At 57.1% G+C, this 16,096-nt stretch carries 11 protein-coding genes; 5 read left to right on the top strand and 6 right to left on the bottom strand.

Translation table 11 applies throughout. The features are described from left to right. Positions 1-455 precede the first annotated feature (455 nt). The 3 genes from BLT47_RS03660 to BLT47_RS09295 all read right to left on the bottom strand — a co-directional run bounded on the left by BLT47_RS03660 (position 456) and on the right by BLT47_RS09295 (position 3,754). Entirely contained in the window at positions 456-1,049 is a 594-nt protein-coding gene (locus tag BLT47_RS03660) for a thymidine kinase (protein WP_074661702.1), read from the bottom strand. A 106-nt stretch (positions 1,050-1,155) separates the two neighbouring features. Then, positions 1,156-2,946, bottom strand: a complete 1,791-nt coding sequence (locus BLT47_RS03655; RefSeq protein WP_074661758.1) for a CTP synthase — start codon at positions 2,944-2,946, stop codon at positions 1,156-1,158. Between the two features lie 631 nt (positions 2,947-3,577). Beyond that, positions 3,578-3,754 (bottom strand): hypothetical protein, encoded by a 177-nt coding sequence (locus tag BLT47_RS09295; protein WP_176764476.1) that lies wholly within the window; start codon positions 3,752-3,754, stop codon positions 3,578-3,580. A 105-nt stretch (positions 3,755-3,859) separates the two neighbouring features. Between BLT47_RS09295 and BLT47_RS03650 the strand changes: the two genes are divergently transcribed. The 3 genes from BLT47_RS03650 to BLT47_RS03640 are packed head-to-tail and all read left to right on the top strand — an operon-like array spanning position 3,860 to position 6,526. Further along, on the top strand, positions 3,860-4,954 hold the full coding sequence (locus BLT47_RS03650) for a methionine ABC transporter ATP-binding protein (RefSeq protein WP_074661699.1): 1,095 nt from the start codon (positions 3,860-3,862) through the stop codon (positions 4,952-4,954). Then, entirely contained in the window at positions 4,935-5,618 is a 684-nt protein-coding gene (locus tag BLT47_RS03645) for a methionine ABC transporter permease (protein WP_049618964.1), read from the top strand. The genes BLT47_RS03650 and BLT47_RS03645 overlap by 20 nt, the downstream gene beginning before the upstream one ends. Positions 5,619-5,653: 35 nt before the next feature. Then, positions 5,654-6,526 carry a MetQ/NlpA family ABC transporter substrate-binding protein gene (locus BLT47_RS03640; RefSeq protein WP_074661694.1) on the top strand — a complete coding sequence of 291 codons (873 nt, stop codon included), beginning with the start codon at positions 5,654-5,656 and terminating at the stop codon, positions 6,524-6,526. Between the two features lie 261 nt (positions 6,527-6,787). Here the strand turns inward: BLT47_RS03640 and BLT47_RS03635 are convergent, their stop codons facing one another. From BLT47_RS03635 to ychF, 3 genes are all read right to left on the bottom strand, one after another. After that, positions 6,788-9,676 carry a cation-translocating P-type ATPase gene (locus tag BLT47_RS03635; protein ID WP_074661754.1) on the bottom strand — a complete coding sequence of 963 codons (2,889 nt, stop codon included), beginning with the start codon at positions 9,674-9,676 and terminating at the stop codon, positions 6,788-6,790. A gap of 485 nt (positions 9,677-10,161) precedes the next feature. Further along, a complete protein-coding gene (locus BLT47_RS03630; RefSeq protein ID WP_074661690.1) occupies positions 10,162-11,625 on the bottom strand; it encodes an alpha/beta hydrolase in 1,464 nt (487 codons plus the stop codon). Between the two features lie 675 nt (positions 11,626-12,300). Then, a complete protein-coding gene (ychF, locus tag BLT47_RS03625) occupies positions 12,301-13,398 on the bottom strand; it encodes a redox-regulated ATPase YchF (protein WP_065415543.1) in 1,098 nt (365 codons plus the stop codon). 119 nt (positions 13,399-13,517) lie between these two features. On the opposite strand from ychF, the gene BLT47_RS03620 reads away from it, so the two are divergent. Continuing rightward, the gene (locus BLT47_RS03620; protein WP_074661686.1) at positions 13,518-14,711 is read left to right on the top strand and encodes a patatin-like phospholipase family protein; all 1,194 of its coding nucleotides are present in this window, start codon (positions 13,518-13,520) and stop codon (positions 14,709-14,711) included. Between the two features lie 130 nt (positions 14,712-14,841). Beyond that, positions 14,842-16,074: a DNA recombination protein RmuC gene (locus BLT47_RS03615; RefSeq protein WP_083330034.1), complete on the top strand. Its 1,233-nt coding sequence runs from the start codon at positions 14,842-14,844 to the stop codon at positions 16,072-16,074. The last annotated feature ends 22 nt before the right edge of the window (positions 16,075-16,096 follow it).

The following is a 16,096-nucleotide window of genomic DNA, read 5'->3' as shown; positions in this document are numbered from 1 at the left end:
CGCGGAATATGTTTTACGGGACATGGTAGAAGACTACCTTTCTCCGGCTGAACGCCGGGGCTAGCCTATGTCCACCAACAGGGGGTCAGGTCCAGCGGCTGCTTGCCTAGCGGCTGCTTGCCTAGCGGCTGCTTGCCTAGCGGCTGTTTGCCTAGCGGCTGGCGTTTCTCCGGTGGAAGGTTTTGCGCTGAATCCACGGCTGCCCCACCCTTCGCGTCTGTCTCGGTAACGCTGCTGTATGCGCTGTACCTCGTTGAGGTACTTACCTACTTCGTTCTTGACGGACAGTTACGCTAATGAGTTCACATAAATTCGGGGTGAAGCTTTTGTGAATAAAAAGTTTCCGGGCGCAGATCACATTTCGGGCGGTAATGTTTTATTGCGAGACGCGCGGCCAGGTAATTCTCCTGCTGGGCAGATGCAGATCGCCTACCGGGCAGCCACTTTCTTCCGGGTTAGCGCGAGGTGCCGGTAAAATCTCCCACCTTTTCCAGATAGCACTTTCCGCACAGGGATTCGTAGCCAACCTCGCCGTCGATCGCTACTTGTTCCCCTTCCGAAACGAAAACACCATTCACGGTACGACCATTGAAAATCGCTTTACGCTGGCACCGGCAAATCGTTTTCAATTCCTCGATCGAATGCGCGACCTGCAAAAGCCTATCCGAGCCGGGGAACCCGCGCGTTTGAAAATCGGAACGCAAACCGTAACAAATTACTGGTATATCTGCTTTGAGCACTACGCCCATGAGTTCGTCAACTTGCCGCGGATCCAAGAATTGTGCCTCATCAATAAGCACGCAGGCAAGCGGCGCTTTTTCATTTTCGACGACGACTATGCGGTACAGGTTTTCAGTAGGCGCTACCACGTAATCCACCTGGCGTTCGGTTCCGATGCGGGAGGAAATGCGGTCATCGGCCTTGGTGTCTATCGCGGACTTAATTAGCAGCACCCGCATTCCGCGCTCTTCGTAGTTATGCGCGATTTGTAAGAGGGCAGTGCTCTTCCCGGAATTCATTGCTCCGTATCGGAAATACAGTTTTGCCACAGCTTTCCTCCTCCACTACGTGCCGCGGTAACCTCGGCCCGCGGGTGGATATGCTCCCCCGCGGGCCTTAACTATAAACGGATAAAACCCACCGGCGCGCCGCGGCTTACCGCGCGGCTGCTGCCCGTTCCAGACCGGCCGCAATCAGGCCGGTAAAAAGCGGGTGCGGGGCATCCGGGCGGCTCTTAAATTCTGGATGCGCCTGGGTGCCCACATAATACGGGTGGATTTGCCGGGGCAGTTCCACGAACTCGACCAGAGAATTATCCGGCGAGGTTCCCGAAATGTGCAGCCCGGCCGCCTCTAACTTTTCGCGGTAGGCCGAGTTCACTTCGTAGCGGTGGCGGTGCCGTTCGGAAACTTCCCGCGTGCCATAAAGTTCAGCCGCGAGGCTCCCTTCCGCAAGCACGGCCGGGAAAGCACCGAGCCGCATGGTTCCGCCCAGGTCTCCTTCCCCGCCAATAAAGCGGGCTTGTTCCGCCATGGTAGCAACCACCGGATGTGGGGTGGCAGGAGCAAATTCGGTGGAATTAGCACCTTCCAGCCCGGCCAAGTTGCGGGCGGCTTCCACCACCATGCACTGCAGGCCGAGGCAAATCCCGAGGGCCGGGATTTGATTTTCCCGCAAGAATTGCAGCGCCCCAATAATTCCTTCGATACCGCGGTCCCCGAATCCGCCCGGAATCACCGCGGCCTGTACCCCAGCTAGAGCCTGGCGGGCACCTTCCGGCGTCGTACACGAAGCCGACTCCACCCAGCGCACCCGCACACGCCGCCCGTGTGCGAAACCGGCCGCGTGTAGCGCTTCGACCACGGAAAGATACGCATCGTGCAAGTCCGTATATTTGCCCACCAGCGCCACTTCGAGCGGTTCGCGATGTTCGGCCTGCGCGATCGCGGCAAGCAACTTCTCCCACTTTTCCCAAACGAATTCCTGCGTGCGCAAACCCAGCCGCTCCACTGCATAAGAATCGAGGCCTTCGGTCCGCAATACGCTCGGCACCTCGTAAATCGAATCGGCATTCGGGCAAGAAATAACCGCCGCTTCGTCAATATCGCACATGAGCGCGATCTTCTTTTTAATGCCCGCGCCCAGGCCAGTGGCCGAACGGAGCACGATGGCATCGGGCTGAATACCCAAAGAGCGCAGGGCCGCCACCGAATGCTGCGTAGGTTTGGTTTTTTGTTCGCCCGCGGCCGCCAGATAAGGCACCAGGGAGACATGAATAAACATGCAGTTTTCCCGGCCAATCAGATGGCGCACTTGGCGGGCCGCTTCCAGGAAAGGCTGCGATTCAATATCGCCCACGGTACCGCCAATTTCCGTAATGATTACATCTGGGGCACTACTCGCGGACGCGCTCGCTACCACATTAGCGGGAACGGCTTGCGCATTCGCGCTGGTTTCGGTTTCCGCGGCTCCGGTTTCCGAGGCGCCGGTTTCAGTTTCCGGAGTGCCCGCTTGGGCACGCATACGGGCAATAATCTCATTGGTGATATGCGGGATTACTTGCACGCATTCGCCTAAATATTCGCCGGCACGTTCGCGCCGTAGCACTTCCTGGTAGACCTTACCGGTGGTGCTATTAGCGTCTTTGGTGAGGTTAACGCCCAAAAAGCGTTCGTAGTGCCCAATATCAAGGTCCGTTTCGGCGCCGTCCTCAGTGACAAAAACTTCACCGTGCTGGAACGGATTCATCGTTCCCGGATCCACGTTGATGTAGGGGTCGAGTTTTTGCATTACGACCTTAACGCCGCGGGCCCGCAACAAATTGCCCAGGCTCGCCGCGGTAATTCCCTTCCCCAAAGAAGAGACGACCCCGCCGGTAATAAAGATCTGTTTCGTCTGCTGCGAATGCTGAGACTGCTGCCGTGGATTCGCGCCTGCCGCGCCCAAAGTTTTCTTCACGGACCTCCAGCTTAAGCCCGCTCTACCTGCTTGCGCAAGCGGGTACTACGACTTGTGCAAACAGGTACGACGCCGCCGCCCAAACGGGCCGCTTCTCCGCGCTCTTTTCGCCCCTAATTTCCGCGCTTTGGGGCCGCATCTCGACCTTATTTTAGAGCCGAATCACTATGCCCTTTCGGGCCGGATCACTATGCTTTTCCACCCGGCTCACTTTGTCCTTTTATTCACTATGTCTTTTTAGCGCCGAATCTCCACGCCGGTTTGGATGGAACTTGCAAATTTTTAGCCGAGCAGTCAGAATGTCTTCAAATACGATTCATTTGTTTCACGAAGGAACTCTTATGCAGCACACGTTGCCTCTCGCAATGCCCCTGGCCCTCGCCTCTGCGATGATGATGCCGGGCATGCTCATGTGTGCTCATCCCGCTTCCGTGAAACACAGCCGAATGTGACTTCACGCAGAATTTGTGAGCGGGATGCGAAAAGCTTCCCGCTCTTTTCGTTTTAGCTATCGCGGATTTCGCCGGCAGTAAGCCTTACCGGCAGGGCAGTAAGTATTACCAAAAAGTGCGTAAGTATTACCAAAAGGCGATGCAGCCAGGGCAAAGCGTCATTTCGGTCACGCACCAGCCAGCAGCACGCCGCTTTGGAAAAATTCCCGCACCGGCAAGGTGCTAGCGGTGGCAAGCATGGCGACGGCGTCGAACATGAAAAGGTACCCGCAGCGGTAAGCCCCCGCAGCGGCTAGGTAGCCCGTAGCGGCGAGGAAACCCGTAGCGGCGTCAAACCTGAACATAAATAGAAACCCGCAGGTAGCACTAGCTAAACAGGAACCGGCACAGAAAATGCGCCGGGCCGTATCATCCTCTATGAGAATCCTCTATAAGAAGGGAAAACGGGAATGAGTTCACCCCAGGCAGCGGAAAGGTCTGCCCCCAGCGAGCCGGCGCTCATCGAGCTGGAAAACATTACGAAAACATTCGTGGATGGTGATTCGCGCACGGTCGCGGTCAACGATGTGAGCTTGCGTATTAATCGGGGCGATATTTTCGGCATTATCGGGTTTTCCGGGGCGGGGAAATCGACTCTGGTGCGGTGCGTGAATCTGCTCGAACGGCCAGAACACGGGAAAGTGCTGGTGGGCGGGAAAGATCTCACGCAGCTTAGTGCCCGCGAATTGCGCCACGAACGCACCAAGATCGGCATGATTTTTCAGCATTTCAATCTGCTCCCTTCCCGTACCGTGGCCGAAAACGTGGCCTATCCGCTACGCGGCTCGGGCCTGCGCAAACAAGAAATTCGGGAAAAGGTAGCCCACCTTTTAGACCTGGTAGGCATCGGGGAAAAAGCCGGGGCACATCCCGGAGAACTATCCGGCGGGCAAAAGCAACGGGTGGCGATCGCCCGGGCCCTGGCCAACGACCCAGAAGTACTGCTGTGTGATGAGGCTACCTCTGCGCTGGACCCGCAAACCACGCAACAGATTTTGGATCTCCTAGCTAGTTTGCAAAGAAAACTTGGGCTCACGATCCTGGTGATCACACACGAAATGGCCGTGGTGAAACAGATCTGCAACAAAGTGGCCGTAATGGAAAGCGGAAAGGTGATTGAGCAGGGCGATATCCTGCAGGTTTTCACCGATCCGCAAGAAGAGGTGACCCAGAATTTCATTCGTTCCACTTCGCAGCTCACGAAGGCAGAACGGCTGATTGCGGAAGGTTCGCCGGTCACGCAGATTAGCGACGGCGAGCTGATTGTGCGGCTGCGTTACCGTACTAGCAATGTTTCCGAACCTATTGTTTCCGGGGTTTCCCGGCGATTCGGAATAAATTTGAACATTATTTTTGCGGATGTGGAGATTGTGGCGGGTAGCCCGGTGGGTGGGATCGTGGCCATAGTTTCCGGCCCGGATCGTTCCATCAGCACGGCTTTGGCTTATTTGCGCGAAAACAATATCGGTACGGAGGTGCTTAAAGATGCACGACTTCCTCGTTAGCATTATTCCGAATGTGATGGCCCGCCTGCCCGAGTTTTATCAGGCCATTATTGACACGATTGTAATGACGGTATGGTCAGGGGTTATTTCTTTCCTGCTCGGGCTAATTTTTGGCATCGTGCTCGTGGTAACCAAACCGGGCGGTATTTTGCAAAATGCGCCCCTCTACCAATTCACCGATAAGGTAACGAATATTTTCCGCTCGATTCCCTTCATCGTTTTGCTTACGGCCGTGATGCCACTTTCGCGCCTGATTATGGGTACGGCTATCGGCGTGGAAGGAGCGATTGTGCCCCTGGTATTCGGCTGCACGCCGTTCTTCACCCGCCAGGTAGAAAGCGCCCTTTCGCAGGTTGATCCGGGGCTGGTAGAAGCTGCACAGGCCATGGGGAAAAGCGCGCCGGATATTATCTGGAACGTTTATCTCAAAGAATCCATCGCGCCGCTCGCTCGCGCTACCACGATCACCACGATTTCACTCATTGGGCTAACCGCCATGGCCGGAGCCGTGGGCGCCGGCGGGCTCGGTAATTTCGCCATTCAATACGGGCACGACCGCAACATGCTCGACGTCACTTGGGTAACCGTACTGGTTTTGATCCTGATGGTTTCGATCGTGCAGATAATCGGCAATCGGATAGCCCGCAAGAACACTTGGAACTAAAACTTTTTATTGGACACGAAAGGAAAATGAAACTCATGAAAATTAGGAAAGCACTTGTTGCCGCTACCGCTTTTGTCCTCGCCTTGACGGGGTGCGGGGGTTCGGGTGGCAGCTCGAGTAGTTCGGCCGACGCCGGAAAGGACGCCCGCACTACGGTCAAGCTAGGGGTTGTGGGTACCGTCTACGAGGATTTGTGGAAGCCGGCTACGCAGAAGCTGGAAAGCGAAGGTATCGATGTGCAATTCGTGCAGTTCGCTGACTATACGACGCCGAACAATGCGCTCAACTCTGGCGAAATTGATCTCAATGGTTTCCAGCATGAGACCTTCTTCGAAAATGACATCAAGCAGAACAACTACAAGATTACAAACATCGGCTACACCTTTATCGTGCCGTTGAATCTGTATTCGGAGAAGATCAAGTCTGTAGATGAACTCAAGGATGGCGATACGGTAGCGATTCCGGATGATCCGACTAATGGTGGCCGGGCCTTGCGCGTGCTTCAATCGGCAGGGATTTTGAATCTCAAGCCGGAAGCTAGCGATTTGCCAACCGTTGCAGACATTGCGAGCTTCAATAAGCAGGTGGAGATCAAGGAACTCAAGGCGAATATTATTGCTTCTTCCTTGCCGGATGTGACGGCTGGGATCGTAAATGATGCCTTCGCACTCGATTTCGGGTTGGGTTCTGACAAGGTGATCTACGAAGACACCACGCTTGACGACCGGCGCTACTGGAATATTGTGGCCGCGCGTACTTCCGATCTGGAAGATCCGGCGAAGGTGGAAACCTACCGCAAGGTAATCAAGGCCTTCCAGACGGATGAAACCAACGAGCTGTTCCAGACCGAATTCGATAGCCACTTCGTGAAGGCCGGCTGGGACGAAGACCTGCTCGCAGGCAAGTAGAAGAGATTTGCTCGCGGACAAGTAAAACTGGCGGGCAGCCGGAGCTGGCTGAATCTAGCGGGCCGCGGGGTGGGAGGCTAATTGTCTCCCACCCCGCGGCCCGCTTTTGCATCTAGGCCCGTTTACGCATTTTGAATGCGAGGTTTAACGCAGCGCCTTGAAACCGGCCTATTTGCGTCCCTGTGCCGGGCGATTCGGGGCGCTGTACGCTTGCCGCGGGCTCGCGGCTGCGGCAGCGTGCCAGAATCGCGGCGCTGCCCGCTATTTGGCTTGGCGCCGAGCGTAGACACGGCGGCCGAATTTGCAAAGCTCTTCCACGGCCAGTACCACAAGGCCCGCTCCAATGGCTAAGCCCCAATGTTGCGGAGCTAAGGAAACCGTGCCGAAGGCGCTCTGTAAGGGAGCCCATTCCACCACGGCAATTTGCAAAACGATGGCCAGCACGATCGCTCCCCACAGCCAGTGGTTAGAGAACATGTGTTTGAAAGCAGTGATAGTGGCAGAACGCGAATTGAGCGCATTCGTCAACTGCATGAACACCAGGGCGGTAAATACGGTAGTGCGGGCCGCCGCGAATTCTTCGCCCGGGGCTGCTAAGTGTTCGAAGCCTCCAATAAATCCTTCGGGGAGGCACAGGTCGTAGACGGCCAGCGAAGTCAGGCCCATTACCAGGCCGATCAGAATAATCTGTTCCCACATGGCCCGATCAATCACCGGCGCCCCGAGCGGGCGCGGCTTGCGTTTCATAACGTCGTCGACCTCGGGATCTACCCCCATAGCAAGTGCCGGCCCGGAATCTGTAACCAAATTGATCCACAAAATCTGGGTGGCGAGGAGCGGTACTACGGTGGCGGCCGGGTTTTGCGGATCGTGGAGGCCGATCAGCCCGCCGCACACCACCCCCAAGAAGACGGTGAATACTTCGCCCATATTCGAGCTGAGCAAGTAGCGCATGAATTTGCGAATATTGTCAAAAATATTGCGGCCTTGGCGCACGGCCGCCACAATCGTGGCGTAGTTATCGTCCGCGAGGATCATTTTCGCCGCTTCTTTGGTAACTTCCGTACCGGTGATTCCCATGGCGATCCCAATATCGGCAGTTTTTAGGGCCGGCGCATCATTCACGCCGTCGCCCGTCATCGCCACAATCTGCCCCTGCTTTTGCAAAGACTCCACGATCTGCAATTTATGTTCCGGCGCCACCCGCGCATACACATCAGTGCGGAGCACTTCCCGGTCCAGTTCTTCCTGGCTCATCCGGCTAATCTGCTGGCCGGTAAGCACCGCCGGTACCTTCTCGGCTTCTTCGCGCGGCATGCTCATCCCGAGTTCTTCGGCAATGGTTTGCGCGGTAACGGGGTGATCCCCGGTAATCATCACGGTGCGGATTCCTGCCCCGTGTGCCTGCCGAATCGCTTCTTTAGCTTCCGGCCGCGGCGGATCAATAATTGCCACCGTGCCTATATAGGTCAGTTCCGTTTCCGAAACCTCCCCAAAGTCTTCCGCTTCCGCTGCCTGCGCGGGCCGCAAAGCCACCCCTAAGGTGCGATAGCCGCGGGCGGAAAGCGCTTCCACGCGGGTCAAAATCTTTTTCGACGCCGCGGGCGTGAGCGGGCGGCTCTGCGTTTCCCCACCCACATATTCGGCGGTGCAATGCGTCAGCAAAACATCGGGCGCACCCTTGGCATACAACACGTAGCGCGGGCCCGGCGTGCTCGTAGGCTCTTCATCTGGCTTTTGGATTGCTCCGGGAACGTGTAGCGATTCGTCGATTTTTACAAGCACAGACATAAGTTTGCGGGCCGAATTGAAGGGTACTTCCGCAATCCGTTCCACCGCGGCGGGCTCTATTTCCCGGTTCAGTCCCAATTTGGGGCCGGCTACCAGGAAAGCAGCTTCGGTGGGGTCTCCCAAGATCTCCCAATCCCCCAGTTCATTTTCGGTGAGCTGGGCATTATTGGCAGCCATTCCGCCAATAATCACCTGTTTTGCTTCCTGCTGGGTAGGGAGCGGATCCCCTTGCGTAATTTTTGCTTCCCCTACCGGTTCATAACCGGTACCGGTAAGTTCCACCGTGCCAGAAGCGGTAACGATCTTCCGGATCGTCATCTCATTGCGCGTGAGCGTGCCGGTTTTATCGGAGCAAATCACCGAGGTAGAGCCCAGAGTTTCTACCGAATGCAAGTCCTTCATAATGGCTTTGCGGCGGGCCATGGCTTGCACGCCAATTGCCAACACCAAAGACAAAATGGCCGGCAACCCTTCCGGTACGGCCGCCACTGCCAAAGAAACTCCGAGCAGCAAAATATCAACCGCTTCGTGTAAAGAGCTCACGCCGTTGATAATCCACAGCGCGGCCATCACCGCGAGCGCAATAACAATCACGAGCAGGCCCAAAGTTTTCGAAATCCGGGCGATTTCTTTTTCGAGCGGGGTGGGAGCGCTTTCGGTTTCGTCCAAAAGCGTGGCGATTCTTCCCACTTCGGTATCCATCCCGGTGGCCGTTACTACGGCCCGGCCCACGCCGGAAGTAACCGCAGTCCCCTTGTAAACCATATTGAGACGGTCACCAATACCGGCTTCTTCTTCCAAGGTTTGGGGATTTTTCTGCACGGCCATAGATTCCCCGGTGAGGGAGGCCTCCTGGATATGCAAGGCGGTGGCGCTCAGCAAGCGGCCATCTGCTCCCACCGCGGTGCCTTCGGAAAGAGAAAGAATATCCCCCGGCACGATTTGCGAAGCAGAGATTTCTTGTAGTTTGCCGTCGCGGAGAACTGTGGCCCGGGCGGCTGCCATCGTGGCCAGCGCGGCCACGGCATCTTCCGCCTTATTTTCTTCCACAAAGCCGATAACTGCGTTGGCGATAATAATCACCGCTATTACCAGGGCGTCGATCGGTAGGCCGCTGGCGCCTTCCAGCCCCCAGGCCAGAAGGGAAATTACGATCGCGCCGAATAGTAAATAAATCAGCGGATCTTTGAGTTGCCTTACAAAACGCTTCCAGGCCGGTTCGGGTTCTTTTCCCACCAATTCATTGTTTCCGTAGCGGGTGAGGCGAGCCTGAGCTTCCGTAGTACTCAGTCCCGTGCCCGGATCTACAGCGAACTGGGAGGTTACCTCCTGGGCCGAGAGTAGCGAAACATCTTGCAATTCTTGGTGCTCCTTTGGATAGGTATAGCTTGCCGGGAGCACGCGAAGGCCCTGCAGGCACCGCGCCTAAAGGCCTTCGATGCGGCCAGCTATCCCACTCTATCCGCCTTCGATGCGGCCAGCTATCCCACTCTATCCGCCTTCGGTCCCGCAGTGTTCCACACTGGTCCCAAGCTCCGCACAGGTTATTGCATAAAATTTGCCGCTGCCCCCAGCAAATTTGCCGCTGCCCCAGCAAATCTGCCGCCGCCCGCAGCCGCAGTCCGTATAACCAGAACGGAAATCCCTAAAACCGGAACCGCAACCCGTAAAACAGGAACGGGAGTTTCGAACAGTCCCGGCACAGACCGTTCGAAACTCCCGTTCCTGTTTCCTATCCGAGGGTGCGATCTTGCAAGCAAGGCTGCACTGCCGGAGCGAATATTCTTAATACATAGATAATATTATCTGCACCTTATTCAGTACTATGCTTACGCGATTCAACGCTATCCTTGCGCGCTGCTCGGCTGATCGGCCGGGCACACAGTTCCTTCGGCTGGCAGTTCACCGCGGCGCAAATAATTCGTAGCAACAGTATCCGCGCACGTCGAAAGATCGGAATAGCTGGCCCCATGCCCGCTACCCGCCACCGTAAGCAAGCGGGCCTGGCCTAATTGGGTACGTAATTCTTCCGCGTATTTATACGGGGTGGCATGGTCCCCGGTAATACCGATCACCAGCACGGGATTCGAAACCTGGGAAGCGTCGAAAGTATCGGTAATATCCGTGCCGGTTTCGGGTAGTACCGCACATTCGAATTCCGTCAGTTCGCCCAGGATCTTATCGCGCGCCGGCTTGCCACCGTAGAACTCGGGAATCTCGTTCTCTTCCATATAAGCCAGCAAACCGGCTACATCCGGCGTCTTTTCCGCCGAAGGGCACACCACCAGTTGCCCCGCGGTATCGATTTCTGATCCGGGCTCGGCCGCCTTGGCAACCACTTCATCGCGAGCCGCCACATCGCCTTGCCGGGCCTTGCCCAATAGGTCTAAAGCGCTGGCGCGATCTCCATACAGGGCGCTGGTCAGGTATGACTGTAGTTCCGCACCGTGCATGGCAGTTCCATCGCTGGCCACGAGCGGGGTCGCCTCCAAAGATTTCTTGAAGTCCAACATTTCCCGCTCGGAAGTAAAGGGGCAAGTCACTGCTTCCCCTTCCAAGGTGGTTAGTTGCCCACAAGAATCTGCAAGTTTGCCCACCGCGCTCGCCACGGCCAATTTTTGATCGTACAGTGCCCGCAAACCAGCCCAGGCGGAGGCTTGCGCCGAATCCAAAACCATGCGCCCAGCTTTTTCGGGGAACAAAGTAGCGTAGGTGGCTCCCAGCACGGTCCCATAGGAATAGCCCAAATAGTTTAGTTCTGGTGCGCCGCTAATCGCGCGTAACATTTCCAGATCGCGAGCCACATAGGAAGTCCCCATGAAATGTGCCAGCGGGCTCGATTCGGCGCATTCAGCTAATTGCACAGCTGCCAGCTTCGAATCACTTTCGCATCGCACGGCCGTCGAATTACCGATCCCGCGCGGATCAAATCCCCACAGTTCATAGTCTTCCAACACGGACGCAAAGGCCGGTGAGGTAGCCATCACCATGGAATGCTGCACGCCGCCAATCCCTGGCCCACCCGGGTTGGTGAACATTACCTTGGGCTTTTCCTGTCCACCGCGGGTAGGAATCTTCGAGACGGCTAGCTCAACCGTTCGTGTATCGCCAGGATCGGCCCAGTTCAACGGCGCCTTCACGGTGCCGCACTGGAATGTGCTGACGTCTGTGCCGCTTTGCGTTGCCAGTGCGGCAAGTTCTTCACTCAGGCCGTCTGCTTCCGTGCACGGCCGCCAAGAAATATCTTGCGTATAAAAATCCGCGAAATTCTTTTCCTGCCAGGAAGCAGAAAGCTCGGTACTCGCCACCCGGCTCCGAGCGCTTGTATTACTGCCAGTCCCGCTATTGTTCGCCGGGTGCTGCCCGGCCGCGGCAGGCGCTGCACTACTCTGACTGGCACCCGCCGCGCTTGTGTCCGGCGTTTTACCGGGAGCATTACATCCGGCCAAAGCGCAAGCTAATGCCAGCGCCGCACCCATTGCCAACCGAAAGTGACGCCCGGGGAAGGTACGGATGCGGGAAGTACGCGCGCGCGATGTATGCGCGCGGGAGGGGATCGATGTGTGTGTCACGAAGGGATCTCCTTGTGGTCGAGCCGCACTATCCCCACCACTCGTGCGGCACGCGCCCGGGCTTGGTGTTCCCGCGGGCAAATTTTTGAGATGAGTGGTGAGGGTAGACGAGGAACTCCCTCTACCGAGCTTCCATCCCGCCCGGCATTTCTACCGGGCGTTACTTTATCTGGCCCCGCTGGCCCGCCGCGCCTGTTTTTCTCATTCCCGAGTACTACGACCCCAGACGTATTTCCACGGTCTCACCGTGCGGCTTTCTGAAATACCGCCGCACTGCTTTAGCGGTACCGCCGCGCTACTTTCCTATGGCCCCGCCGCGTTTTAGCGGCACGGCCGCGCGCCTTTCCAATGGTCCGGCCGCGCGGCCGCAGGTTTTGTTTTGCGCTTCTTCTTCCACCTTGCCCGCGGTTTTTAGCGCTTGCTTCCCGCCGCAATACCGGTACGGAATTCGACGACGTCGCCGTCTTGCATCACGTACTCCTTGCCTTCTTGGCGAAGCTTGCCGTGTTCTCGTGCCTGCGCGATCGAACCTTCAGCCACGAGCTCATCGAAGCTGATCACATCGGCCTTAATGAACCCCTTCTCGAAATCGGAGTGGATTACCCCGGCGGCTTGCGGAGCCGTATCACCCTTGTGAATCGTCCACGCCCGGGCTTCTTTCTCCCCGACGGTGAGGAACGTTTGCAGGCCGAGCGTGTCAAAGCCCACGCGGGCGAGTTGGTCCAAGCCTGATTCTGTTTGCCCGGTAGCTTCCAACATTTCCTTTGCTTCGGCGTCGTCCAGCTCAATAAGTTCGGATTCGAATTCAGCATCCAAGAAAATTGCTTGCGCGGGTGCCACAAACTCTTCCAATTCTGCCCGCAACTCGGTATCAGCCAAACTGGCATCATCCGCATTGAACACGTAAATGAATTTCTTGGACGTCATGAGCTGGAAACTCTTGAGCACATCCGGATCAAATTCAGCAGCATGATTAGAAAGCAGTTCACCGCGCTGCAACAAATCTTCGGCTTTTTCTGCTGCGGCCAGGGTTTCCGGCGGCGTCTTCTTCCCCGTCACTTCTTTCCGCAACCGGGGAATAGTGCGCTCCAGGGTCTGCAAGTCCGCGAGAATCAGCTCCGTGGTAATGATCTCAATATCGTCCTTGGGATCCACGCGGCCTTCCACGTGCGTGACGTCTGGGTCTGCGAACACGCGGGTCACCAAACAAATCGCATCAGCTTCCCGAATATTAGCCAAGAACTGGTTGCCCAGGCCCTCCCCTTCCGAGGCTCCGCGCACAATCCCCGCAATATCCACGAAAGAAACCGTGGCGGGAATGATCTTCTTAGCCCCGAACATATCCGCCAGCACTTGCAGGCGGTTATCGGGGAGCGGCACCACACCAATATTCGGTTCAATGGTGGCGAAGGGATAGTTCGCGGCGAGCACGCCCGCCCGCGTCAAAGCATTAAATAGAGTCGATTTGCCCACATTGGGCAGTCCAGCAATACCAATTGTCAAAGCCACAGGCCCATCCTAGCTGTTCCCGCCCGGCCCCGTGCTCGCTATAGTTTTGAGGGAAGCCACAAGTAGACGCGAACCAGCTGGTAAAACACGGATCACTTGGACGAGTTAGGTGCTGAATTATGAAAGTAGCTTTGGTTTTAGGTTCGGGTGGAGCTCGCGGCTGGGCTCATATCGGGGTGATTGAGGAGCTCGAAGCGCGCGGGCATGAAATCGTGGCGGTAAGTGGCTCTTCCATCGGCGCCGTCGTCGGCGGGGCCTGGGCGGCAAGAAAACTTCCCGAACTCAAAGAATGGATCACCGGTCTGACCAAACGCGAAGTGCGTAAATATTACGACTGGTCACTGGGCGGGCCCGGGCTCTTGCGCGGCGAAAAAATCACGGCCGCGATCGCCGGCGTCGTTGGTAACCCGCGCATCGAAGACTTACGCGCACCCTTCACCGTGGTATGCGTAGACCTACTCACCGGGCGCGAGGTCTGGTTCCAAAAAGGTCCGCTCCAGCCGGCTATCCGCGCTTCTTTCTCCCTGCCCGGCATTTTTTGGCCGGTGCGTGTGGGAGACCGCATTCTCGTAGACGGCGGCGTTCTCAACCCACTTCCCGTGGAACCGGTTTTGCCCACGGATTTTGATGCGGTGGTAGCGGTTAATTTGCGCGGCCCGGTACTGCACGATCCGCACGAACAGTACCTGGAAGCGAAGGTTTCCAGGGACGATAATGACGACGCCGCAGCAACTTCCGGCGCCGATACTTCCGGCAACGATACTTCCGGCAACGGTACTTCCAGCAACGCTGCTTCCGGCCTTACCGCGCCCTTGCGAGCCGTGGCAGATTCGCACATTTTCCATCGCGCCGGCGCGGCCCTCGAAGGTCTGCGGGAAAATATGGCCCAGCACAGTAAAGGATTCACGGCGGCTACCCGGGCGGCGATTTCCGAGGCGATACACCATAGGGACCCGCAAGCGCACCCCACTCCGGAAACCGAAAGTACCGCGAGCGCGGCGGCCCGGGAACTGGATATTGACGCGCCAACTTTTGGGCACAATCGGGCAATTGAAAGCCACGTGGAAGCGCCGGAGGAGATTTTGCCGGATTTGCCGAAAGGCATGAGTTTATTCCAGGTGGGTGAGCTCGCGATCGCGGCGATGCAAAATGCGATTGGGCGCTACCGGGCGGCGGCGATGCCCGTCTCGGTGCGAATTGAAATCCCGGCGGACATTGTGGATACTCTCGATTTTCATATGGGGAAAGAAATGATTGCGTACGGGCGGGAAAAGGCTGCCCGCGCTCTCGACGATTTTCCGCGCGCGAACTAGGGTTTCCGCGCCCTAACTCGGGTGCTAACTAGGGGTTTTCCGCGCGCGAAGTGCAGGGTTTTCCGCGCGCGAGCTAGGGATTTTCCGCGCGCGAACTAATTGTGTCGGAGGGGCGTGCTGGAATAGGCACATGGAGATTTCAGCACAGGTATTGGTCGCGCTTTTGGTGGCCTTGGCTATCGGTTTAGGTTTGGGGATTGTGCTCGGGCGGCTCTCCAAACCGGCCGGGGAGTACCAGGCGGTGGAACAGGCGCGCCAGGAGCTCGCGCAGGTGCAGGCGATGCAGGCGGCCGCCGAGGCGCGCGCGGAACGGCTCGAACAGGAAAACAATGGGCTCATTGAGCGCGCCCAAACTGATTCCACCCTGTTACGTACCCTCACCCCGATCGCCGAACAGCTGGAACGCATGGATAAGGTGGTGCGCAATCTGGAAACTAATCAGTCTGCGCAGCAGGCGAAACTCTCCCAACAATTGGTGCAGGCGGCCCGCACCCAAAATGATTTAGCGCGGGAAACTTCATCTTTGCGGGCGGCGTTGAGCTCTACTTCGGCGCGCGGCATGTGGGGTGAGGCGGAACTGCGGCGCATTGTAGAAGCGGCTGGCATGTTGCCACACGTGCATTTTGAGGAACAGGTAACGCTCCATAATTCGTCTTCCGGGGCGGATACTTTGCAACGCCCCGATATGGTGATCCATCTGCCCGGTGGTGCCCATATTGCGGTAGACGCCAAAGTTCCGCTCAGTTCCCTTTTGCGCGCCCAGGCGATTGACCCGGTAACCCAGGAGGAAGCGGCCCGCCAGGAAGAACTTTTGCAAGACCATGCCCGGGCGGTGCGTTCCCATGTGCGAGCTTTGAGCAAACGCTGCTATCACGCCCAATACCCTTCCTCTCCCCAATTGACCGTAATGTTTTTGCCCGCAGAATCTTTGCTGGCAGAAGCCGTGCAACGTGATCCCACACTTTTGGAAGATGCTTACGCGGGCGGGGTGGCACCGGTTTCTCCTTCTTCTTTGCTCGCGCTTTTGCGGGCGGTGGCAGCCGTTTGGGCTTCGGCGCAGGTAACCGAAGAAGCGCAGAGTATTGCCGCGCTCGGCCGGGAGCTAACCACCCGGCTTTCCACCGTGGTACAGCATCTAAATCGTTTAGGTAACGCTTTGGGCCGTTCGGTGGATTCCTATAATTCGGCAATTGGTTCTTTGGAATCGCGCGTGCTGGTAACTGCCCGCCGCTTCGCTTCTCTAGATCCGGATCTTCCCCAACCTTCTCCAATAAATGACGACGCCGCCCAAGTCCGCCGCATCACAAACCCGGAACTACGGGCACATTTTGAGCACAATAATGACGACGAAAAGGACTGGTAGCGGCTCGGGAATAGTTGACTAG

This window comes from Actinobaculum suis, assembly GCF_900102025.1.
Classification (GTDB): domain Bacteria; phylum Actinomycetota; class Actinomycetes; order Actinomycetales; family Actinomycetaceae; genus Actinobaculum; species Actinobaculum suis.
This window is presented reverse-complemented; position numbering and strand designations above follow the sequence as displayed.

What these genes read in the sequence shown, in the direction of transcription:
- BLT47_RS09295 (WP_176764476.1), bottom strand. Translation starts at nt 3,754, where the DNA reads ATGTTCAGGTTTGACGCCGCTACGGGTTTCCTCGCCGCTACGGGCTAC.
- BLT47_RS03650 (WP_074661699.1), top strand. Translation starts at nt 3,860, where the DNA reads ATGAGTTCACCCCAGGCAGCGGAAAGGTCTGCCCCCAGCGAGCCGGCG.
- BLT47_RS03645 (WP_049618964.1), top strand. Translation starts at nt 4,935, where the DNA reads ATGCACGACTTCCTCGTTAGCATTATTCCGAATGTGATGGCCCGCCTG.
- BLT47_RS03640 (WP_074661694.1), top strand. Translation starts at nt 5,654, where the DNA reads ATGAAAATTAGGAAAGCACTTGTTGCCGCTACCGCTTTTGTCCTCGCC.
- BLT47_RS03620 (WP_074661686.1), top strand. Translation starts at nt 13,518, where the DNA reads ATGAAAGTAGCTTTGGTTTTAGGTTCGGGTGGAGCTCGCGGCTGGGCT.
- BLT47_RS03615 (WP_083330034.1), top strand. Translation starts at nt 14,842, where the DNA reads ATGGAGATTTCAGCACAGGTATTGGTCGCGCTTTTGGTGGCCTTGGCT.